Here is a 20,774-nt window from a genome sequence, read left to right as displayed (position 1 = left end):
ATTAAAAAAGATGACTCCTGATGAATTCAGAAGTCACCTTTTAGCGGCCTAATTAGGCCATGGGGTCTTTCTTTTAAAACGTCCACAATTAGGGTCACAGTTCACTATGTGGATGAGGCTTTTTTCTGTTCTGCTTGATGGAGTCCTAAACTTAAGCGTAAGACTCCTTAATAACAGGCTCCGTTAATTTATAGCCGACGTTGCGGATGGTCATGATGTATTCAGGGTGACGGGCATTTTGCTCAATCTTATCACGGAGATGAGAGATATGGACATCAACGATGCGCGTATCCCCAAGGAAGTGATAGTCCCACACGCCGTGAAGCAGTTGTTGTCGACTTAACACTTTCCCACGATGCTTGCAGAGGAAAAGAAGCAGTTCAAATTCTTTCGGAGTCAGCTCGATAGGTGCGCCATTCATTGTCACTTCGCGTTGCTCGGCTTTGACGGAGATTTGGCCGATGGCAATCGGTGCTTCTTCCGTCGTAGAAGGCAGGGTCTGGATACGACGATGAATCGCTTGAATACGGGAGACGAGCTCGAGCGGTGAGAAGGGCTTCGTCATATAGTCGTCTGCACCATTGTCCAGACCAGCTATTTTATCCGTAAGGTCTTGCATGGCCGTCAACATAATAATGGGTACGAGGTTATTCTGACTTCTCAACTTGCGGCATACCTGTAAGCCGTCCATTTTGGGCAGCATAAGATCAAGGACAATGAGGTCGGGGCGGAATGATTGAATGGCACCAAAGACAGCTTCTCCGTCGAATACACAATGTACCTCGAAACCGGCAAGCTTCAGGTTGAATTCAATGAGCATGGAGATGGAAGGTTCGTCATCAACAATTAATATCTTTTTTTTCATTGTTAGCAAGGCTCCTTTTTAATGAAGGATAACTCTAGTATGACGTACCACTATCATCGCGATATTAAGATAAAGTTAACCCAGTGTTAAATTGCAATCGGGCACAGGTTATAATAGGATAGAGAATGAGGTGAATGAATAAAGATGGCTTTTCATATTGTATTAGTAGAACCCGAGATTCCTGCGAACACAGGCAATATTTCTCGCACATGTGCGGCAACAGGTGCTCATCTTCATTTGGTGAGACCCCTTGGCTTTGACACCGATGATAAGACCCTGAAGCGAGCTGGCTTAGATTACTGGCATTCTGTGAAGATTCACTACCACGATTCTTTCGATGAAGTTATGGCAGCGTATGAGGGGCATAGATTCTTCTTTGCGTCGACGAAGGCTAGCAAACGTTACTCTGATTTTGCCTTCCAAGATGGCGATTTCTTCGTGTTTGGTAAAGAGACCAAAGGACTGCCAGAGGAGCTGCTGCGTCAGCATCCGGACACCTTGATCCGGCTGCCAATGTCAGACGCGGTAAGATCATTAAATCTTTCCAACTCTGCGGCTATTATTTTATATGAGGGATTACGTCAAACGGGATTTATAGGTCTTGAGTAGGGAGGCTCATGACCTATATTTTTTGTCGCTCAACCGACATTTCTGACAAGAAAAGAAAGTTTTTGGGGCTTTAGCAGAAGGAATTTCATGATTCACGGCGAATAGTATCGGTAAGCTCGATATGGAAATGTTGGTCGATGTGAAATTGCCGGAAGTGTAGAAAACGTCTGGGAAAAGAGAGGTGAAGTCCTATGATGAAGCCAGCTGGAGTCGTACGTAAAGTCGATCAATTGGGACGAATCGTATTACCTAAATCGTTACGAAAGCGATACCAAATGAACGAGGGAGATCCTGTTGAAATTCTTGTACAGGGTGACCATATCATTCTCGAGAGATATCGTCCGAAATGTGTGTTCTGCGGTAGCATGGAAAGTGTCAGTGAATTCAAAGAACGTTATATCTGCGGCGTTTGCGTAACTGAAATGAACCTGCTTAAGGCGAGAGCCTAGTAGTTAAAAAAAGAAAAAGCATCGTTTCTCCAACTGGAGAAGACGATGCTTTTTTTCTTGGCTTAAAGGCCTTTTGTTTTGTCCTCGTTATAGGAAGCCGTCAACATAGCGACGATAAATAATAGAAAAACGGAATTAACGAGCCAAAATGTTGTGGATAAACCGAACATTGCTGCACCTCCTAAAAGTTTTCGGCAGAAAACTGACTTCGTAAGTATTCCCTATAGGGTTAAAGAACATTTTTGCACATAGTTAAGGCTTATTATACCCAACCATCCCCAAAAAAGAAACGAATATTGTGTGAATAATTTGGGTCATTTGAAAAACAAAAAGTTCGTAGCAAGCGGTCGCAGTCTGCCATCTGATGGGCGATTGATTACGCTGCCACCCCAGACAAGCGTTGTCGAGCCGCCACCATCCAAGTTATAAGCATCCACGACGCCTAGTTGCTGCATTTTATCCTGCAGCTCAGCAAGCGTAGCGCCAGAATTGCCGCTCTCATCGTAGCCATCTGTGACAAGGAATAAGAGTTGGTCATGCTTATAGTTAGCCATCACGGTTCGCGCTGCTCGTGCTGGAGAGCTTTGCCATTGATAAGGAATGGATGTCTTGCTGCCATTTTTCATCAGCACAGGGACGAAGGTTGAACCCATCAACGGGTTCAGCTTATCGAGCTCCGATTGCGAGCTGAACTTGCCGCCGATCAACTTGCGATCTTTGTTCAAGCCGATGAAGGCTGTGTCATTGTTGGTGGGGAAGAAGCCGTTCACATATTTCCCATTCATCACCGTCGTGTCGAGCGGATAGCGTTTTCCACGGTTATCATCCGCGAATCCGCCAGCGTTAATGCCAACAACTGCGCCGTAGCGCGAAGCTGCGGCTAATGTCGTTTCACTGGAGCCGAGCTTATCATTCCCCAGTACGAGCTTGATCGCTTTATCGCTTTTGAGGTTCACTTTAAGAGCATAACCTGAATAATTTTTTTCATTCAAAGCGAATAGCTGAATATCGATATTGCCAGAAGTGGCCTGGCGGATCGGACTGCCAAGCTTAGCTGTAATCCGTGCGTCATAGATAAGTCCGGGTTTGGCGATTTGGGAAGCTGCGCTTTGGAGCATAGCGGTAACTTCTGCCGTGCTCTTCTCGTACAGCTGGAAATACTGCTGAATAACGGTTTTCGTTTGGATCGCGTCATTGTTCGCCTGTGTCAACAGGCTGTTTAAACTGGTCGTCTCTTGTGCAAGATTGATCGGTGTTGAAACAACTGACGATTTCACTGGGATGGAAATATGAAGGGAGACGAAGAGCAGCCAAATCAGCATACCTAGAAAAGGTGCGCAGGCTAGCAACATAACACGATTGATTTGCTGAATCGAATTCGCTGTCATTATTTCAACACATCCAGATTTTTGGTCAGTTCATCTAGCTTCTTCTTGACGTCTGCGAGTTGGGTATAAAGTTGATTACTATTATCGGTCTTGCTGTTAGCGCTATCCTTGGTGAATGCCAGTAATTCATTCAATGAATCTACCTTGGCTTGCAAAGTCTTCATATCGGTAGAGACACTATCCTTCAACTCAGAGACTTGCTTCTGATAATCTTGCTGAACAACTTGTAATTGCTGCTGGGTTTGCTGTGCGATATCGGTCGATATTTGTTGCCTCAGATGTTCAGTGTACATCATCGTAGCTGTTACTCCGACTGCGATCAGCATGACCCAACCCACGAATAGGAAGACATACGTTTTCTTCTTGACCCGGGTTGCTTTCGACGTGCGGGGAAAAGAATTCGCCGTTGCGCTCTCAATGGGCATACTCATGAAAATCACCTCTTACTACTAGTATAGCATATTCCATTATTTTCTCGGAACTTTAGATAGAATTCGCTGTTTTTCGATATTCACCCGGGGTCATGCCCGACATTTTTTTGAAAACTTTGCTGAAATACTTCTCATCCTGATAACCAACCATCTCAGCAACCTGAGAAATGCGAAGATTAGGATTGCAGAGCAGTACCTTGGCCTTACTCATTCGAATTTGTCCTAGGTAATCAGAGAGATTGACGCTAAACTCCTGTTTGAATTTACGGGAGATGTATTCGCGGCTCAGATAGAAACGGCTGGCAATATCCGCAAGCGAAATATCTTCATGATAATGCTTTTCTAGAAAGCTAGCGATTTCGAAAATCACATTGTTATCTTTATGTTGGCTCTCCAAATGGAGCTTGGATACTTGAATGAGGCTGCGTGTCAGCTCTTGCTGCCAGAGGGAAAGGGACAGAATGCCTTTCTCGTCAAGCGTAATAATCGAGGCTGCGTTATCCTCAAGAAGCAGCGGCTGTATGTCTTCCTCACGGCTATCCGGTATTAATTGCTGGATCCAGCGGCGCATCATAACCCGATATTCTCCCCACCAATGCTCAAGCTGAGCAGGCGTAATGACATCACTACTCTTGATGGCGTCAATCCAGATCTGAACAATATCCTGAATCTGCTCGACATTCCCACTGCGCAGAGCTAGATGAATTTGCTCCTCAAATTGGTGAAAAGTCAACGTTTGCTGGGATCCCTTGCTCGGGAGCCAGTTCGTATGAATCCACGTTTCTTTGGTTGTTAGGTTACGTTGCCGCAGGGCATCTCGCGCTTCTTGATAGGATAGTTTCAAATGACTAGGGAAGTTGTGGCTACTCCCAATCCCGAAATCTACACGGGCATGTAAGGCGGTGCGAATGCCGTCATTAATCGTTGCCAACAGTTCTTCTGCTACGGATGGAGCCGACCATAAGAAGAGCACAATTTCATTCGAATTATGCAAGTGTCGGAAGGCGTAGCCGCGCTTATGCGGAACAAGAAATTCATTGCAAATATTAATCAGTGAGAAGAGGAGAAGATCAATATTTTGACTGAATTTATTTTTAATACTAGCTTCCATAGTATCTAAAGAGAGAATCGCAACACGACAAGTTGCAACACTTCTGGATAAGTGAAGTTCACGCTCCAGCTGGTCAGCCACTGGTTCGTAGGTGGAAGGTTCGGCAATTAACGCGGAAAGCAGCTTATCCCAGTAAATAGGTTTAAATTGGTTAACCTCGATATTCAGTTCGCGGTTGGCATGCCGCTGCTCCTCGTCTTTGAGCCAAGTTTGAATCGCTTTGTCCAAAGCCTCGTTCAACTGATCTGGATCAATCGGCTTCAAAATATAATCCGTTCCACCATACTTCACGGTGTGTCGCAGTAAAGAGAAGTCATCGTGACCACTAATGACGATCGTCTTGGCGTCAGGCGCATGGCGATGCAGCCACTCAAGAAGCTTGACTCCGTTCATGATAGGCATCATCATGTCGGTCATAATAATCTCGGGATGCTCACTACTTACCAAGGCAGTCGCTGCCTCTCCGTCGGACGCTTCTAGTATGGTATCGATCCCGTATTGCTTCCAATTCACCAGTAATCGGATGGCATCGCGCACGTGCTTCTCATCATCTACGAGTAGTACTTTCATAATCAGGTAACTCCCTTTTTCATCGGAATATGGATGACAATCCGCACGCCGTGGGGATGGACATGGTCAATCTCCAAAGTTGCATCATCATTGAAATAGAGCTGGATGCGAGTCAGGACGTTGCGTAAACCGATACAGGAATCATCCGCAACGGATGGTGCTTTCAGTCGACTACGGACTTCAAGAATTCGTTGTTCCGTCATCCCGATACCATTATCCGCCACGGTAAGCTTCAAGTAGTCTCCCTCAGGGGTAGTCAGCTTCTCCGATTCGATGTGTAACAGACCGACGTCTTGCAAATGGCTAGGTTTAAAACCATGCTTGAAATAATTTTCGACAAGCGGTTGAAGAATCATTTTAGGAATAGAAATGGTCCCAGTTCCTTCTTCAATCGCATAAACAATATCAAATTGGTGTTCAAAACGCTGCTTCTGCAGCTCCAAATACGCTTTAATATGATCAATTTCTTTGCGAAGAGGAACGACAGATTCATTCGTGTTCATGCTGTAATGCATCATTTTAGCTAACGAATTAATGAGGGTGTAGATCTTAGGTGCTTCATGCTGCAAGGCCAATGTTCCGATCGATTGTAAGGCATTATTCAGAAAATGTGGATTAATTTGCGCCTGCAGCGCCATCAACTGATTCGATTTATTCGCTAGCTCTAGTCGATATTCGCGCATAACCATTTGATTCAAATCCTGCATGAGCCCATGGAAGCGGTTCGCGAGGATCCCCATCTCATCGGTTCTGGTCAACTCAATGTCGCTCTGATGATCACCTAGTCCAGCTTGTCCCGTTTGAATGCGTGTAATGTAACGAATCAATTGTTTAATAGGAGCCGTAAAACGGATGCTAATATACACCGTGCCAGCCATGACAATCAACATCGAAAAAGAAAGGATGAGGGCGTTAATGAAAGTCAATTGGCGAGCGTTCTTGGTGAGCTGTTCATACGGAAGACGCTTTACAATCGTCCAGTTCAAATAGTCTGTACGCATTTTCTCATACATATTAATCCCTGCAAAAGCACCTTTCGACCATTCATAGCTGCCTTTGTCAAGGGTACTGTGCACAGCTTCATCCCCCCAATTACCATCTAATTGAAGTCCCCATTTGCTTGGATCTGGACCGAATACGATACGCCCCGTTTCATCTAATATGTAGAGTTCCTCTTGATCATGAGTGAATAGGCCTTGTGAAATATCTGAAACGAGATCCAAATTCAAATCAATAATAAGCTCACCAATAGATTGATTACTAGGTGAGTACATGATGTTGCGGTGCATAGAAATAACTGGCGTTGGGTTAGAATATGCAGAGAGTGACATGCCATACAAATTGTTCTGATGCTTGATTTCGAAATACACAAGCTTGCCCGCAGGGAACGGCTGCAGTCCCTCGTATTTACCCGCCATGCTTACTTGAATGTCATTGTGGGTAAGGAAAGAACTGTTGCTAACGGAGGCATACAGGTAAATTTGTTTGATTTCTTTAACCGAATGTGACATGACCTGTAGACCGCTTTTGATCACTTTATCGCTCTGATAGTTAATCTCGGGCTGCGTTTGAATGATCTCATAAAATTGGCCTAGCTCAGCAATATTCCTACCTGTGTAAATGGTGGAGGAGGCCTGAACCACCCCATCTAGATAGTTCACGAGATTCGTTTTACCTTGTGAGAGTAGGGCGGAATTGTTGGTCAGCGTATCTTCAGTCACTTTCTGTTTGGTGAAGAAATAGGAGACGCCAAGTGAGGTGAGGAAGGGCACAAGAGTGGCAATCAGCAGAAATAAGATCAATTTATTACGAATACTGTGTCGTATCACGCTTCATCAGCTCGGTTTCTGTATTGGGATTTTCCCCTACATTGTAGCAGGAGAGGTCAACAAATTCCACCTAATGCGTCACCATCGTCTGTGTTTTGGGGTACTGCGGCACTCTATACTTGGAGTACAGTAGCAGAATGGTAAGGGGGACTTCCCAGTGAAAACAAAAAGAATGCTTTCCGGATGGCTTCAGCAATGGGTATTTATCGGACCTGCGTTAGTCTTTTTTGGCATCGTGGTCTTGATTCCATTTCTGATGAGCATCTATTACTCGTTTACCGAATGGAATGGCGTAACAACCAAAGTAACCTTCAATGGACTTGAGAATTTCAAGCAAATCCTATTCCATGATAAGGATTATCGCAATGCTTTTAACTTTACATCACGCTTGACCGTGACGAACGTGATTCTAACCAATCTTGTAGGCTTCTTATTAGCGTTATTGCTCACGCAATCGCTGAAAACAAGGAATGTGTTGCGCACAATCTTTTTTATGCCCAACGTAATTGGTGGTTTATTGCTCGGTTTTATCTGGCAGTTTATCTTTGTAAAAGGGTTTGCAACTCTTGGAAATCTCACGCATATCGGTTTCTTCGAACTGCCTTGGTTAGGTGATTCACCGACAGCTTTCTGGGCAATCGTAATCGTTAGTGTGTGGCAGGGCGCTGGATATCTCATGATTATTTACATAGCTGCCTTGTCGAATGTTCCGAAGGATATGCTGGAAGCAGCATATATCGATGGCGCATCCCGCTTGCAAGTACTGCGGAGCATCATCGTGCCACTCATCATGCCAGCGGTCACCGTGTGCTTGTTCTTGACGATTTCGTGGTCTTTCAAAATCTTTGACTTGAACTTCTCTTTAACCAAAGGCGGGCCATTCAATTCCACAGAGTCGGTTTCCATCAATATTTATCAAGAGGCTTTCCGTAATAATCGGTATGGTTTAGGTACGGCCAAAGCTCTCGTATTCTTCATCGTGGTTGCCATCATTTCAACCATCCAAGTGATGTACACCAAGCGCAAGGAGGTTGAGGTCTAATGGCTTCCGTCAAAAAATATACAGGCCGATTATTTGCTCTTGAAGTTCTTGGCATTCTAGTTGCCTTACTGTTCTTGATTCCGTTCTACTTCGTCATCGCGAATTCCTTAAAAACGTTTCCTGAATTAGCGGCGAATACGGCGAAGCTGCCAAGCTCTTTATATCTAGATAACTACACCAAAGTATGGAGTATTATGAAGTTCCCGAAGGCGTTCTTCAACTCTTTGTTCATTACGGTTTTGAGTAATGTAGGACTCGTAGTCATCTCCTCAATGGCGGCGTACCGCATGGTGAGAAGAGCAAGTAAATTCAATAATCTTGTTTTCTTAGCTTTCGTTGCTGCCATGGTGATTCCATTCCAGTCGATCATGATCCCGCTTGTTCGTGTAGCAAGCCAAGTTGGCTTTATGGATAGTAAGCTGGGATTGGTTGCATGTTATTATGGATTCGGCGTTTCCTTAAATGTGTTCTTGTACCATGGCTTCATCAAATCCATTCCACTCGAAATTGAAGAGTCAGCCAAAGTAGATGGCAGCTCAGCATATGGCGTGTTTTGGAAAATTGTATTTCCACTGCTTAAGCCAATGTCGATTACCATCATCATCTTAAACAGCTTATGGATTTGGAATGACTATCTACTTCCTTCTCTCGTACTTGGAAATCCGGAGCTGCGGACCATTCCGCTTGCTACCTTCTCGTTCTTTGGACAATATACGAAACAATGGGATTTAGCGCTTGCTGGATTAACATTAAGCGTACTGCCGATCGTTATTTTCTTCTTGTTCTTACAGAAGCACATTGTAGAAGGGATTACAGCGGGTTCAGTAAAAGGATGACAGAATTGCAAATATGTTCAAGATATTCCACCTTTATGTTCAATATACTCGGTGTTAAGCCAGGATGTAAGTGTTTACAATGAATCATGTAAGGAAGCAAGGCAAGAACAAGTAAGCGAGTTCAAATAAAGAAACAAGTTAAAGGGAGGCATTACCTAAATGAAAAAATTAACAATGGTTTCAGTGGCAGCAGTATTATCCCTATCCGTATTAGCAGCTGGTTGCGGTAAAAAAGACGAGACAGCGACTCCTGCTCCAACTACGGGTGCATCAACAGCGACAACAACGCCTGCTGCTAGCGGCAAGCCAGTTACCATTAAAATCTTCCAGTTTAAAGTTGAGATCGCAGATCAGCTGGGTAAAATGGTGCAAGAATATCAGAAGTTGAATCCGAATGTCAAAATTCAAGTCGACACAGTCGGCGGTGGAGCTGACTACGGTGCAGCACTTCTTGCGAAGTTTAACGCAGGAGACAAACCGGATATCTTCAACAACGGTGGTTTCACAGATCTAGATAAATGGATCGATAACTTGGAAGATCTATCCGATCAACCTTGGGTGAAAGATCTTGTAGACGTTGCGAAAGAGCCAATGACCAAAGGTGGAAAACTATACGGTCAACCACTTAACCTTGAAGGTTACGGCTTCCAATACAATAAAGATCTTTTCGCCAAAGCAGGTATCACAGAGCTTCCAAAAACGTTCTCTCAATTAGAAGCAGCAGCTAAAAAGCTGAAAGATGCGGGCATCACTCCTTTTGAAACAGGCTATGCCGAGTGGTGGGTACTTGGAAACCATTTCGTGAACCTTCCATTTGCTTATCAAAAGGATCCGAATGCGTTCATCGATGGCTTGAACAAAGGTACAGCGAAAATTACTGGCAACGAAGTGTTCAACCAATGGGTGAAATTATTCGACCTGCAATTGCAATATGGCAACAAAAACCCTCTGCAAACCGACTACAATACACAAGTAACGGATTTCGCAACGGGTAAAGCGGCTATGACGCAACAAGGTAACTGGACACAAGTTCAAATTACGAAAACAAACCCAGACATCAAAATTGGCTTCTTGCCAATGCCGATCAGTGATGATGCAACAGCGAACGACAAGTTGTTCGTAGGTGTACCAAATAACTGGGTAGTCAACAAAAACTCTGCTGTTAAAGACGAAGCTAAGAAATTCCTGAACTGGATGGTTAGCTCCGATATCGGTAAGAAATATATCACAGATGAATTCAAGTTTATCCCTGCTTTCAAATCCATTCCTGCTGACGAGAAAGTACTTGGACCATTAGCAGCAGACATTATCTCTTACAGCAAAGCTGGCAAAACATTGAGCTGGAACTGGTTCAAATTCCCAGGTGGAGAAGCATCCAGTAAGAAATTCGGCGATATCATGCAAGGTTATGTTGCTAAGAAGTATACGAAGGATCAAATGTTGGAAGAATTCCAGAAAACATGGGATAGCCTTAAGAAGTAACCCGAATCTAGACGTACATCAAGCCTCAGCGTGAATGCTGGGGCTTTTTGCTGTTTAACAGATGTTGCAATGGCTGTTACAATGAAGAGGACTGGAGGTTTACCATGAATCTTACTATCAGAGCTTGGTTGCAGAGCAGAGGGAATACGCTTCCACAAGAGAAAAGACTGTCACGCGAAGCTGTTATTTCTTTACTTATTCATTCCATTTTTCAATTCGGTGCTTCCATGTCAGGGGTGTTTCTCAATTTATATTTGTGGCGGTTAACGCATAGTGTTGTCGTGAATGGAACCTACAGCATGATCGTATACATTTTAACACCGATTGGGTTCGCCATTGGCGGGTATATGATTAAGAAGAAGGATCGTATGGTCGCGTACCGGCTAGGTATTGTTCTGATCGGTCTCTTCTATTTAAGCGTGAGTATTGCTGGGGAGCGGTTGGTCGATTATTATGTGCTTTTTGCCATATTTAATGGATTAGCTGGCGCTTTCTACTGGGTCGGTTATTTAACATTGATGTATGATGTGTCGACGGAGCAGAATCGGATTCGCTATCTCGCTTTCAATATGATGTTCTTCACAGCGGCTACGCTTGCAGGACCAGCACTTGCTGGTTTCATCATTCGATTGAAAGAAGGGTTAAGCGGATACACCATCGTCTTCTCCATTGCTTTCTTCATGTTTTTATTGGCCGCGATTATTTCATTGAAAATTAAGGCGTCAAGCGGGCATCACCGTGTGTATTATTTGAAATATACGGGGCTCATTATGAAGAAAAAGCAAGAGTGGTCGAATGCGCTGCTTGGCTTCTTCGGTATGGGCTTGCTGCAGGGTACGATGTTGTTTCTACCGAACATTCTCTTATTCAAAGTACTGCCGCGGGAAGATTTGGTCGGCTATCTCGGTGTCCTCTATTCGAGTTTAAGTATCGTTATGGGGATTTTTATTTCGAAGTACGCTAATGCGGGCAGGGCAAGGATGTATTTGACCATTTCGACAGTGGGTTACCTCGTTGGGGTCTCCTGTATTATAGGAAGTTTGAATGTGTGGTCTGTGGTTGGCTTTATGATTTTGTACTCCATCTTTGCACCACTGCAAGGGAATACCATGACGGGTTTCTATTATAGCCTAATTTCGAGACTTCCTCTTAAGGGGGAATTAAAGGTAGAAAGCGTGGTTGTCCGGGAATTTTTCTTAAATGTGGGTCGGGTTATTTCCATTCTTGTTCTCATTACCTTTGGAAGTGATTTGAATGGGGGTCTTATTCCATGGATTCTATTGATAGCTGCTTTGACGCAGTTTGGCTTGATTTGGTCGATTAAGAATCGGTAGGGATATAAGTGCAAGTTCAACAAGTCCAGTTTTCAGCACCGAGGAGATTGAAAGAAGATAGGAAATGAGGAGCTGAGCGTAGTGTAGTGGAAGCTACGTGAGCACCGGAATTTCCGGCTGAATTCAATATTCGATGTCGAATACGCTTCTTGGAATGCTTCGTGATCAAAAGTGGACAACCACTATAAGGATGATTGCCCTATAATTCGGTTATCCTAGATGGTAGTGAATTGGAGAAATGGGGCATTGTGCAGATGGAGAAAGTAGATAATCTGATCGTCGGAGGAGGCATTGCAGGGCTTCAAGCGGCGATTCAATTAGGCAGATATGAGCATAAGGTACTTGTCGTTGACGCAGGCTACGGCCGTTCGACCCTATGCAAGAGCTATCATAATATTTTAGGTTGGCCAGATGGGATATCGGGGGAAGAGCTGCGACGTGTAGGCAGGCTGCAAGCAGAGCGATTAGGGGTTGCTTTTGTCCAAGATGAAATTGTTCAGGCTGTCGCCAAAGGAAGAATCGGTGATGGGTTTGAGCTATGGGGAAAAAGTGGCCGAGGCTATGAAGCGAGAACGCTTCTACTGGCAACAGGTTTAATGGATCGGATGCCTGAACTCCCGAACCTGAAAGAATGCTTAGGGTTAACGGTATATGTATGCCCCGATTGCGACGGATATGAGATCAAAGATCGAAATACGCTAGTGATGGGTTCTGGTGATGCAGGGGCAGCGATGGCGATTAAGCTCCGTCATCGAACCGAGCAAATGACGTATGTGAATCATCAGCATCGGGCCGTGAAAAGTGAGTATCTAATGGAAATGAAGAAGAAAGGCATCACTTATTTAACGGAAGATCTTGAAGAGGTTCTGGTGGATTCGCCCGGACGATTCCAGGGAGTTGTGCTTAAAGATGGGAGACGCCTTGAAGCGGAACGAGGCTTTATTGCGTTTGGTGGGAATGAAGTGAAATCGGATCTGGCTCGTCAGCTTGGTGCAGAACGTATGGAGAATCGGCATGTGATGACCGATCCTCGCAGTAAAATGACGAGTGTTCCTTTCGTCTGGGCGGCTGGCGATGTTGGCGTTCATGCGGAGCAAGTGACGATTGCGATGGGGGAAGGCTCACAGGCGGCCATCTGGATCAACAAGGCGTTGCTAAGAATGAACGAAGAGGCGAATGTTCATCGGGTTGGGGTAGGGCTATTAAGGTGATGGCAAAACTCTATTTTCCTCAAGGAGAAACTTGGGTTCAACCTATATAAACTATGGGACAGATACGCTAGGGAACGCTGTAACTACGTGCGCATACTCTACTAAGGCTTTCTCGCCGCCGGGGGTGAGATGATAGATACCACGGCTTTGTCGGACGAACCAACGATAGTAGTTTTGCTGCAGAAGTGAGCTCACGTTCATATTGCTGGTCATCTCGCGCAGCTTGCGTGGGCTGAGTGGACCGTGTTGCTGCATCAGATAAGCGCAGTGCAACGATTTCTCTCGGTATGCGGTCATTAGCTTCTGCTGAGAACTGCCGCCGACGTTATAGTCACCGCTGCGCTCATGGAACTCGGTCATTAGCTTGCCGGAAGCCCTCTTGTTAGGGCGTAAAGTATAAGGAGTAGGCTCACAGACGAGATCGACTGTGGGCTGTTTGCGTTTGTAGAATTGGACTGTCAAAACGCCAAGCCCCAGCATGCGACAAAGTCGACGAATATCCTCCCATTGTAAACGGTGGGGGGCTTTTCCTTTGTTAGGCAGCTCGAAGGCTACATACACGTCTTGCGTGAGCTTCAAACGTTCAATGCCTTGAACGAGAAGCGGGATATTAAATCCCTTTTTTAATTCAACAATAACTGGGGGCTCATCGCCTCGAATTGCTACTAAATCACAGTGCTTAACTTCGCCACGGACAGTATAGCCACGCTGCTCGAAGAAGTTTTTAATCGGTGCATATAGCTCCGTTTCGGTCTGGATCGGCATGAGGGTCTCTTTCTCCTCTTTTCGCGCAAAAAGTCTGATAGAATGGCTTTTATTATAGCATAGGTTGCGATAGAATAGGTGGGAGAATAACTTGTACGTACAGGTTAGGAGATGAGAGATATGAGTGAGTTGTTAAATGAATGGTTAGGTAAAAGGTTTACGTGTGCCTGTGGGCAAAAGCACGAGATTCCGATTCGCCGTATTGTCATAGAACGAGATGCTTTAGCAACTGTTGTGGATTATGTGAGGGAAGCTGGTTATGAAGAAATAACGCTTGTTGCGGATGCGAATACGTATGCTGTGGCTGGTAACAAGCTACGCTCTCTGTTGGAAGACGGTCAGGTGAAGGTAGGGACTTGTGTCATTCGCGAGAACGGTATGGGGGAAGTAGCTGCTGATGAAGAAGCTATCGTTCAGTTGATGTTAGACACATCACTGACATCCAAGGTTTTGATCGCTGTGGGATCAGGCACACTCCATGACATTGTGCGTTTCGTTAGTCATCGTACAAATCGGCCATTCCTTTCCGTACCGACAGCACCATCAGTTGACGGGTTTGCCTCTGTTGGCGCTCCGCTCATCGTCCGTGGCTTCAAGACGACGATACCTTGCTCAGCGCCGGAGGCGATCTTCGCTGACTTGGGGCTGCTTGCTGCAGCGCCGCAAGCGATGATTGCAGCTGGCGTCGGCGACATGCTCGGCAAGCATACCTCGCTCGCGGACTGGTCACTCGGCCGCGTGCTGCTGGATGAGCACTACTGTGAGCTGAGTGCTCGCTTGACCTTGGAGGCGGTGGAGCTGTGCACCGCACATCTGGAAGAGATTGCGCAGCGCACTGAGCTGGGCATGCGTCGATTGATGGAAGGCCTGATCCTATCCGGCCTCTCCATGCTCTTGGTCGGCCACTCCCGGCCGGCCTCCGGGGCAGAGCACCATCTCTCCCATTATTGGGAGATGGTGCTTCTGCAGCAGCGCCGTCGGGCGCTGCTGCACGGCGCGAAGGTCGGCGTCGCGACCGTGCTCATGGCGCAGCGCTACCAGGTGCTGCTTGCGCTCACGGCCGACGAGGCCGCTGCGCGCCTAGCGCATGGGCAGGCCCCGAGTGCGCAGACGGATGCGGAACGCATCCGGGCGGCCTACGGGGCCATGGCCGAAGCCATCATCGCCGAGAACGCGTCGGCGATGGGTGGGGGTGCGGCTGCGCTGCAAGCGCGCATCGCGATGCATTGGGGCGATGTGCTCAGCATCGCCCGGGCGGTTCCGCCGCCAGAGCAGCTTGCTGCGTGGCTCGCGGCGGTGCAGGGGCCGGTAGCGCCAGACCAGCTGGGTGTGGAGCCAGCGCTGGTAGAGGCGTCGCTGAAGGATGCGCTGTTCGTGCGCAACCGGTTTACGATCTTGCGCTTACAGCGGCTGCTGTAAGCACAGAGTCAATGGGTTGAGGAGATGCATGACAAGGTTGAAGGGGAACCTAGATGCGCTATTTCATCGAAATCGATCGAAAATGACTTAAAGGGGAACGTAGGTACTCTATTGGTTCGATTTTCATGAATTTTGACATTATTTAAACAAAATAGTGCACTGTAGTTCCCTTACGCTGTTCATTCCCTATATTTTGCCGCGATAGCGCATCCTTGTTCCCTTTGAACGTACCGATATTCCATCTTTCATATAAACGTCAGTCCTCTAGTGAGGGCTGGCGTTTTTCAGTATGTTTCCGTGAATAGTGTAAAAAATCACAACCCCACTTAATTTTTGCCATCCCGTAATGTGGAATTGTTTTCTATACTGTTAGCTAATGCTAGGCGGTTCTACATCATGAAGGAGGCGTAACATGAAATTTGCTAATGAGAAAGTCAGCGATATCCAAATCGCTTATATTGGCGGCGGCTCGATGTATTGGGCTAAAAATCTAATCGCCGATTTAGCGCTGGATGGTCAATTATCGGGCACGATTCGTTTGTATGATCTTGACTATGGGAAAGCCAGAAATAATGAAAAGCTGGGGAATTCGGTTTCTGATTATCCAGAGACGAAATCCAAGTGGACATACAAGGCGTATCCGACGCTTCAAGAAGCGCTGAATGGATGCGACTTTGTCTTTATCTCGATTCTTCCAGGTACCTTCGAGGAAATGGAATCCGATGTCCATGCACCGGAACAATACGGTATTTACCAAGCCGTTGGCGATACAACGGGACCAGGGGGACTGCTCAGAGCGCTTCGCACCATCCCGATGTATGTAGAAATTGCCCAAGCAATCGAGCGATATTCTCCGGATGCTTGGGTGTTTAATTACACGAATCCAATGACGCTCTGTACGCGAACGCTGTATGAAGTGTTTCCTAAAATCAAAGCTATTGGTTGTTGTCATGAAATCTTCGGCGTGCAAGGGTTATTGATTCGCATGCTTCGTGATATGGAAGGAATTGAAGGTGTACACCGTGATCAAGTGAAAGTGAATGTGTTGGGTATTAACCATTTTACTTGGATCGATCAAGCGACGTATCACAATATGGATCTACTTCCGATGTATCGGAAGTTTGTTGATAAATATTATGATTCTGGATTTGAACATAACAAAGATGCTTGGGTTACGAACACCTATACGGCAGCGAACCGAGTGAAGTTTGATCTGTTTCGGCGCTATGGAGTAATTGCAGCAGCAGGTGACCGGCATTTGGCGGAATTCATGCCTCCTTGGTATTTGAAAGATCCAGAAACGGTGCGATCCTGGAAGTTTGGCTTAACGACGGTCCAGAGTCGTGTCGAGAAGCATGCTGCAACCGAGCTTTTTTACGGAAAGCTGCTAAGTGGCGAGGAGAAACTACCGCTCAAGACATCAGGTGAAGAGGAAGTTAGGCAGTTAAAAGGTTTGATTGGACTTGAGCAATTTGTAACCAATATTAACGTTCCTAACGTTGGCCAAATGAAGGGTATTCCGCTGGGAGCAGTTGTTGAAACGAATGCTGTGTTCGCTGCGAATAGCTTGCGTCCGGTCTACGCGGGAGAGCTTCCGATGGAAGTTAATAATCTGGTCCTGCAGCATACGATGAATCAAGAGCTTATTCTGAAGGCTGCTCTTCAAAAGGACAAAGACTTAGCCTTCAAAGCGTTCGTCAACGATCCGCTTGTGACGATTGATATTCACGATGCGGAAGTATTATTCGATCAGATGCTGCACAATACAAAAGCGTACTTACCTGGATGGAATATCTAGTGGCGGGTCGGCCATGAGTGCAGATGCAGCGATATCCAGCGAATCCGTCTCTATAAATCCGCAGGATGATAAAGCTGTTCGCCGGATGATTTTCAAATTGGCAGGTCCATCTTTGACGGAAATGCTGCTCATGAATGCAACCCAAATGGTGATGATGATTCTAGTCGGACATCTCGGGGCCGTTGCCGTGGCAGCAGTTGGCTTAACAAGCCAACCCTATTCCTTATTGACCGTACTATTTGCAGCGCTGAATTCGGGTACAACGGTTATCGTTGCTCGTTCCACTGGAGCGGGGAAGATGGGGGACGCGAATTTAGCTGCTGGGCAATCGCTTATGCTAGGTACTGTCCTATCTGTCCTTATTGTTTCGATTGGCGTCACCTTTGCGGAGAGTCTGCTTCAACTGATGGGCGCTAGTGATGAGGTCGTTCAGGTTGGACTAACCTATGCGAAAATCATGTTTTTCTCAATCGGTTTTTCCTCGATTTCATCTGCTTTATCTGCTATTCTGCGAGGCTCGGGCGACACCCGAACACCGATGATAATCAATGTGCTGGCAGGCTGCATGAATGTGACCCTCGGGTTCTTGTTGATTTATGGTCATCTGGATTTTCCGCAAATGGGCATTACGGGTGCAGCAATTGCTACGTTGGTGGTTCAGTTCGGAGCGATGATTTGCTTTATCGTTGTCATGTTCAGCGGGAGGTTTACGGTTCGTATCGGATGGTCAGAAATCAGCCGTTTGGATCGAGTCATGATCAGCCGAATGTTGAGGATTGGCATACCAAGTAGTCTAGAGCAGTTGATCATGCGATTAGGGATTATGACTTTTGTCAAAATTTGTGCGGGATTAGGGACTGTTGCCATCGCGGCATCGCAAATTGTAACGAGCATCATTGGCATCTCGTTTATGCCAGGTGCTGCTTTTGCTATAGCAGCTTCAACGCTAGTTGGGCAAACCCTAGGAGTAAGCAAACCCGATCTTGCCGAACGATACGTGTGGCAGGTCCGAAAGTACGGCATGATGGTGGCTGGCTTTATGGGGGCGCTTTTTATTTTGTTCGCACCGTATATCCTTAGGCTGTATACAAATGACGAGACGATTATTCGTGAAGGGGCCTGGGCTCTTCGAATCGTAGGCTTTATTCAAGTATCACAAATATCGCAATTTGTTCTTGGCGGCGCGCTGCGAGGGGCGGGCGATACCCGTTATCCGTTATATTCGACGTTCATTGGTGTGTGGGGAATTAGGGTGGTACTGAGCTACTTGTTCGTGTACGTCTTCCATTGGGGCATGATCGGATTATGGACTGCGGTGGCAAGTGATCAATTTCTTAGATCGAATCTAATTTATATGAGGTTCAAACGCGGGGCTTGGAAGCATCTCAAGATTTAATACGCACAAAGGGGACGCGTCAAAATGGGGATTGTGTACGATTCGAATTCGCAAACCTTCCATCTTCAAGGGAAGTCATCAAGCTATATCATGCAGCTGATCAACTCCACCTATGTAGCCCATGTTCATTGGGGGCGCCAAGTGAGGGGAAGCAATCTGGGAGGATTGCTCGCTAGGAGACGACGCTGCTCTTTCTCTCCATCCACAGATCCGGCTGATCTGACACTGTCGTTGGACACATTGCCGCAGGAATATCCGGGATATGGGGGAAGTGATTATCGAGTTCCGGCCTATCAGGTTCAAATGGAAGATGGCACGACAGTCAGTGAACTGATCTATGAGTCCCACCAGATTTACGCAGGAAAAACACCGTTAGAGGGACTTCCATCGACCTATACGGAGGATGAGAGTGAAGCGGAGAGTATCGATATCGTAATGAGTGATAAGTTGATCGGATTAAAGGTGATACTCACTTATACGGTATTTCGTGATTTGGATGCAATAACCCGGTCTGTTCGATTCGTGAATGAGAGTAAACAGTCCATCAAACTGCTGCGCGCACTGAGCTTCGGTATCGATATTTCCCGCAGCGATTTCGATATGCTCCATTTATCTGGCACATGGGCGCGCGAGCGTCATATCGAAAGACGTCCTCTTGCCACAGGTGGTTCTGTGATTGAAAGCCGACGCGGGGCTAGCAGTCACTCGCTGAACCCCTTCATGGCGCTGCTCTCAAAGAAAGCGGATGAAGATCACGGAGAATCTTACGGATTCAGCCTCGTTTACAGCGGTAACTTTGTTGCTCAAGCCGAAGTGGACCCTTATGGTACGACTCGTGTCGTGATGGGCATCAACTCATTTGATTTCTCGTGGCTCTTGGAGCCAGGGCAAACCTTCCAAACGCCAGAAGCGGTACTCGTTTATTCGGCAGAAGGCCTTGGCGGCATGTCGCGGACATATCATAAGCTGTACCGCACACGGTTATGCCGTGGACAATTCCGAGATCGTCACAGGCCGATTCTGATCAACAACTGGGAAGCCACGTATTTTAATTTCAACGCGAATAAAATTGAAGAGCTTGCACGAGTGGGCAAGGAGCTCGGTTTGGAGCTTCTTGTACTTGACGATGGTTGGTTCGGCAAGCGTGACAATGATAAAAGCTCACTCGGCGATTGGTTCGTTGATCGAAACAAGCTCCCGCAAGGCATGCCGGATTTGGTGAACCGTGTGAAACAGCAAGGGCTAGAGTTCGGTCTATGGTTTGAGCCAGAAATGGTTTCCCCAGACAGTGAGCTGTATCGGGCTCATCCCGACTGGTGTCTGCATGTGCCAGGCCGGCGAAGGACAGAAGCACGGCAGCAGTTGATTCTGGACTATTCGCGTCAAGATGTCAGAGAGTATATCGTGAAAGTCATCACCGATATACTTGCGAGCAGTCCCATCACGTACGTGAAATGGGATATGAACCGCAATATGACGGAAATCGGTTCTGCCCAGCTCCCGCCAGAACGGCAGCGGGAAACGGCACATCGTTATATGCTCGGGCTTTACGAAGTGTTGGAGCGGATAACTTCGGCATTTCCGAATGTATTGTTCGAAAGCTGTTCCGGCGGTGGAGGGCGGTTCGATCCAGGCATGCTCTACTATATGCCACAGACATGGACGAGCGATAATACGGATGCCGTTGAACGGCTGAAAATTCAATATGGCACGAGTATCGTGTATCCAATCAGTTCGATAGGCGCTCATGTATCTGCTGTCCCTAACCATCAAGTGCATCGGACGACGCCGCTTGATATGCGTGGGCATGTGGCGATGTCGGGTAACTTCGGTTACGAGCTTGATTTGACCACTTTCACAGAAGCGGACAAGGAAGCCGTGAAGGGGCAAATCGAGTTATACAAACAATTACGGCCACTGATCCAGTTTGGCGAATTTTATCGACTAATCAACCCTTTTGAACAAGCTAGTGCGGCATGGATGTTCGTTTCCGAGGATAAGAAGGAAGCTCTGGTCGCCTTTTTTCAAGTGCTGTCAGAGCCCAATGCACCTCTCAGGAAATTACGATTGAAGGGCCTTGCACCAGAATATAATTATTTGCTAGATGAAGCGGGAGATCCAGATGAGTCTGTGGAAATATTTGGTGGAGATGAACTCATGCATGTAGGTCTTAATTTGCCGATCTGGAAGGGCGATTATCGAAGCCGCCTTTACCGATTGAAAATGGAGGAATAACAAG

At 46.4% G+C, this 20,774-nt stretch carries 17 protein-coding genes; 11 read left to right on the top strand and 6 right to left on the bottom strand.

Translation table 11 applies throughout. The annotated features are described in order from the left end of the window. Positions 1 to 151: 151 nt before the first annotated feature. Positions 152 to 865: a response regulator transcription factor gene (locus ASL11_RS32870; protein ID WP_056624673.1), complete on the bottom strand. Its 714-nt coding sequence runs from the start codon at positions 863 to 865 to the stop codon at positions 152 to 154. Positions 866 to 1,009: 144 nt separating this feature from the next. On the opposite strand from ASL11_RS32870, the gene trmL reads away from it, so the two are divergent. Together trmL and ASL11_RS32860 are read left to right on the top strand one after the other, a co-directional pair. Next, positions 1,010 to 1,474 carry a tRNA (uridine(34)/cytosine(34)/5-carboxymethylaminomethyluridine(34)-2'-O)-methyltransferase TrmL gene (gene trmL / locus ASL11_RS32865; protein ID WP_056624670.1) on the top strand — a complete coding sequence of 155 codons (465 nt, stop codon included), beginning with the start codon at positions 1,010 to 1,012 and terminating at the stop codon, positions 1,472 to 1,474. A 194-nt stretch (positions 1,475 to 1,668) separates the two neighbouring features. Next, positions 1,669 to 1,923, top strand: a complete 255-nt coding sequence (locus ASL11_RS32860; RefSeq protein ID WP_056624765.1) for an AbrB/MazE/SpoVT family DNA-binding domain-containing protein — start codon at positions 1,669 to 1,671, stop codon at positions 1,921 to 1,923. Between the two features lie 314 nt (positions 1,924 to 2,237). On the opposite strand, the gene ASL11_RS32855 is transcribed toward ASL11_RS32860, so the two are convergent. Genes ASL11_RS32855 through ASL11_RS32840 form a run of 4 tightly spaced genes read right to left on the bottom strand, consistent with a single transcriptional unit; the run spans position 2,238 to position 7,252 of the window. Beyond that, positions 2,238 to 3,311 (bottom strand): phosphodiester glycosidase family protein, encoded by a 1,074-nt coding sequence (locus ASL11_RS32855; protein WP_056624666.1) that lies wholly within the window; start codon positions 3,309 to 3,311, stop codon positions 2,238 to 2,240. Further along, positions 3,311 to 3,742 (bottom strand): hypothetical protein, encoded by a 432-nt coding sequence (locus ASL11_RS32850; RefSeq protein WP_056624663.1) that lies wholly within the window; start codon positions 3,740 to 3,742, stop codon positions 3,311 to 3,313. The genes ASL11_RS32855 and ASL11_RS32850 overlap by 1 nt, the downstream gene beginning before the upstream one ends. Before the next feature lie 52 nt (positions 3,743 to 3,794). Beyond that, positions 3,795 to 5,423, bottom strand: a complete 1,629-nt coding sequence (locus tag ASL11_RS32845) for a response regulator (RefSeq protein ID WP_056624658.1) — start codon at positions 5,421 to 5,423, stop codon at positions 3,795 to 3,797. A 2-nt stretch (positions 5,424 to 5,425) separates the two neighbouring features. Further along, a complete protein-coding gene (locus tag ASL11_RS32840; protein ID WP_056624655.1) occupies positions 5,426 to 7,252 on the bottom strand; it encodes a cache domain-containing sensor histidine kinase in 1,827 nt (608 codons plus the stop codon). A gap of 172 nt (positions 7,253 to 7,424) precedes the next feature. Here ASL11_RS32840 and ASL11_RS32835 point away from each other — a divergent pair, with 172 nt between their 5' ends. The 5 genes from ASL11_RS32835 (at position 7,425) to ASL11_RS32815 (ending at position 13,157) form a co-directional block, all read left to right on the top strand. Continuing rightward, positions 7,425 to 8,294 (top strand): carbohydrate ABC transporter permease, encoded by an 870-nt coding sequence (locus ASL11_RS32835; RefSeq protein ID WP_056624762.1) that lies wholly within the window; start codon positions 7,425 to 7,427, stop codon positions 8,292 to 8,294. After that, on the top strand, positions 8,294 to 9,130 hold the full coding sequence (locus ASL11_RS32830; RefSeq protein WP_056624650.1) for a carbohydrate ABC transporter permease: 837 nt from the start codon (positions 8,294 to 8,296) through the stop codon (positions 9,128 to 9,130). Before ASL11_RS32835 ends, ASL11_RS32830 begins: the two co-directional genes overlap by 1 nt. A gap of 159 nt (positions 9,131 to 9,289) precedes the next feature. After that, positions 9,290 to 10,612, top strand: coding sequence for an ABC transporter substrate-binding protein (locus ASL11_RS32825; RefSeq protein WP_056624647.1), 1,323 nt, complete (start codon positions 9,290 to 9,292; stop codon positions 10,610 to 10,612). A gap of 104 nt (positions 10,613 to 10,716) precedes the next feature. Beyond that, positions 10,717 to 11,946 (top strand): MFS transporter, encoded by a 1,230-nt coding sequence (locus ASL11_RS32820; RefSeq protein WP_056624644.1) that lies wholly within the window; start codon positions 10,717 to 10,719, stop codon positions 11,944 to 11,946. Positions 11,947 to 12,200: 254 nt separating this feature from the next. Beyond that, complete coding sequence (locus tag ASL11_RS32815; RefSeq protein WP_056624759.1) at positions 12,201 to 13,157, top strand: NAD(P)/FAD-dependent oxidoreductase; 957 nt, start codon at positions 12,201 to 12,203, stop codon at positions 13,155 to 13,157. Positions 13,158 to 13,208: 51 nt separating this feature from the next. Here the strand turns inward: ASL11_RS32815 and ASL11_RS32810 are convergent, their stop codons facing one another. Beyond that, positions 13,209 to 13,922 carry a DUF2161 domain-containing phosphodiesterase gene (locus tag ASL11_RS32810; RefSeq protein ID WP_056624641.1) on the bottom strand — a complete coding sequence of 238 codons (714 nt, stop codon included), beginning with the start codon at positions 13,920 to 13,922 and terminating at the stop codon, positions 13,209 to 13,211. A gap of 120 nt (positions 13,923 to 14,042) precedes the next feature. Here ASL11_RS32810 and ASL11_RS32805 point away from each other — a divergent pair, with 120 nt between their 5' ends. The 4 genes from ASL11_RS32805 (at position 14,043) to ASL11_RS32790 (ending at position 20,770) form a co-directional block, all read left to right on the top strand. Beyond that, positions 14,043 to 15,341, top strand: coding sequence for a sn-glycerol-1-phosphate dehydrogenase (locus ASL11_RS32805; protein WP_063795748.1), 1,299 nt, complete (start codon positions 14,043 to 14,045; stop codon positions 15,339 to 15,341). A gap of 412 nt (positions 15,342 to 15,753) precedes the next feature. Then, complete coding sequence (locus ASL11_RS32800; RefSeq protein WP_056624637.1) at positions 15,754 to 17,139, top strand: family 4 glycosyl hydrolase; 1,386 nt, start codon at positions 15,754 to 15,756, stop codon at positions 17,137 to 17,139. 13 nt (positions 17,140 to 17,152) lie between these two features. Then, positions 17,153 to 18,535 (top strand): MATE family efflux transporter, encoded by a 1,383-nt coding sequence (locus ASL11_RS32795; protein WP_056624635.1) that lies wholly within the window; start codon positions 17,153 to 17,155, stop codon positions 18,533 to 18,535. 24 nt (positions 18,536 to 18,559) lie between these two features. Further along, entirely contained in the window at positions 18,560 to 20,770 is a 2,211-nt protein-coding gene (locus tag ASL11_RS32790) for an alpha-galactosidase (protein WP_056624633.1), read from the top strand. Positions 20,771 to 20,774 lie beyond the last annotated feature (4 nt).

This window comes from Paenibacillus sp. Soil750 (assembly GCF_001428045.1).
GTDB lineage: Bacteria > Bacillota > Bacilli > Paenibacillales > NBRC-103111 > Paenibacillus_E > Paenibacillus_E allorhizoplanae.
This window is presented reverse-complemented; position numbering and strand designations above follow the sequence as displayed.

Coding starts and splice junctions, on each gene's coding strand:
- ASL11_RS32800 (WP_056624637.1), top strand. CDS start 15,754: ATGAAATTTGCTAATGAGAAAGTCAGCGATATCCAAATCGCTTATATT.
- ASL11_RS32870 (WP_056624673.1), bottom strand. CDS start 865: ATGAAAAAAAAGATATTAATTGTTGATGACGAACCTTCCATCTCCATG.
- ASL11_RS32810 (WP_056624641.1), bottom strand. CDS start 13,922: ATGCCGATCCAGACCGAAACGGAGCTATATGCACCGATTAAAAACTTC.
- ASL11_RS32820 (WP_056624644.1), top strand. CDS start 10,717: ATGAATCTTACTATCAGAGCTTGGTTGCAGAGCAGAGGGAATACGCTT.
- ASL11_RS32830 (WP_056624650.1), top strand. CDS start 8,294: ATGGCTTCCGTCAAAAAATATACAGGCCGATTATTTGCTCTTGAAGTT.
- trmL (WP_056624670.1), top strand. CDS start 1,010: ATGGCTTTTCATATTGTATTAGTAGAACCCGAGATTCCTGCGAACACA.
- ASL11_RS32805 (WP_063795748.1), top strand. CDS start 14,043: ATGAGTGAGTTGTTAAATGAATGGTTAGGTAAAAGGTTTACGTGTGCC.
- ASL11_RS32835 (WP_056624762.1), top strand. CDS start 7,425: ATGCTTTCCGGATGGCTTCAGCAATGGGTATTTATCGGACCTGCGTTA.
- ASL11_RS32790 (WP_056624633.1), top strand. CDS start 18,560: ATGGGGATTGTGTACGATTCGAATTCGCAAACCTTCCATCTTCAAGGG.
- ASL11_RS32825 (WP_056624647.1), top strand. CDS start 9,290: ATGAAAAAATTAACAATGGTTTCAGTGGCAGCAGTATTATCCCTATCC.
- ASL11_RS32845 (WP_056624658.1), bottom strand. CDS start 5,423: ATGAAAGTACTACTCGTAGATGATGAGAAGCACGTGCGCGATGCCATC.
- ASL11_RS32795 (WP_056624635.1), top strand. CDS start 17,153: ATGAGTGCAGATGCAGCGATATCCAGCGAATCCGTCTCTATAAATCCG.
- ASL11_RS32860 (WP_056624765.1), top strand. CDS start 1,669: ATGAAGCCAGCTGGAGTCGTACGTAAAGTCGATCAATTGGGACGAATC.
- ASL11_RS32850 (WP_056624663.1), bottom strand. CDS start 3,742: ATGAGTATGCCCATTGAGAGCGCAACGGCGAATTCTTTTCCCCGCACG.
- ASL11_RS32855 (WP_056624666.1), bottom strand. CDS start 3,311: ATGACAGCGAATTCGATTCAGCAAATCAATCGTGTTATGTTGCTAGCC.
- ASL11_RS32815 (WP_056624759.1), top strand. CDS start 12,201: ATGGAGAAAGTAGATAATCTGATCGTCGGAGGAGGCATTGCAGGGCTT.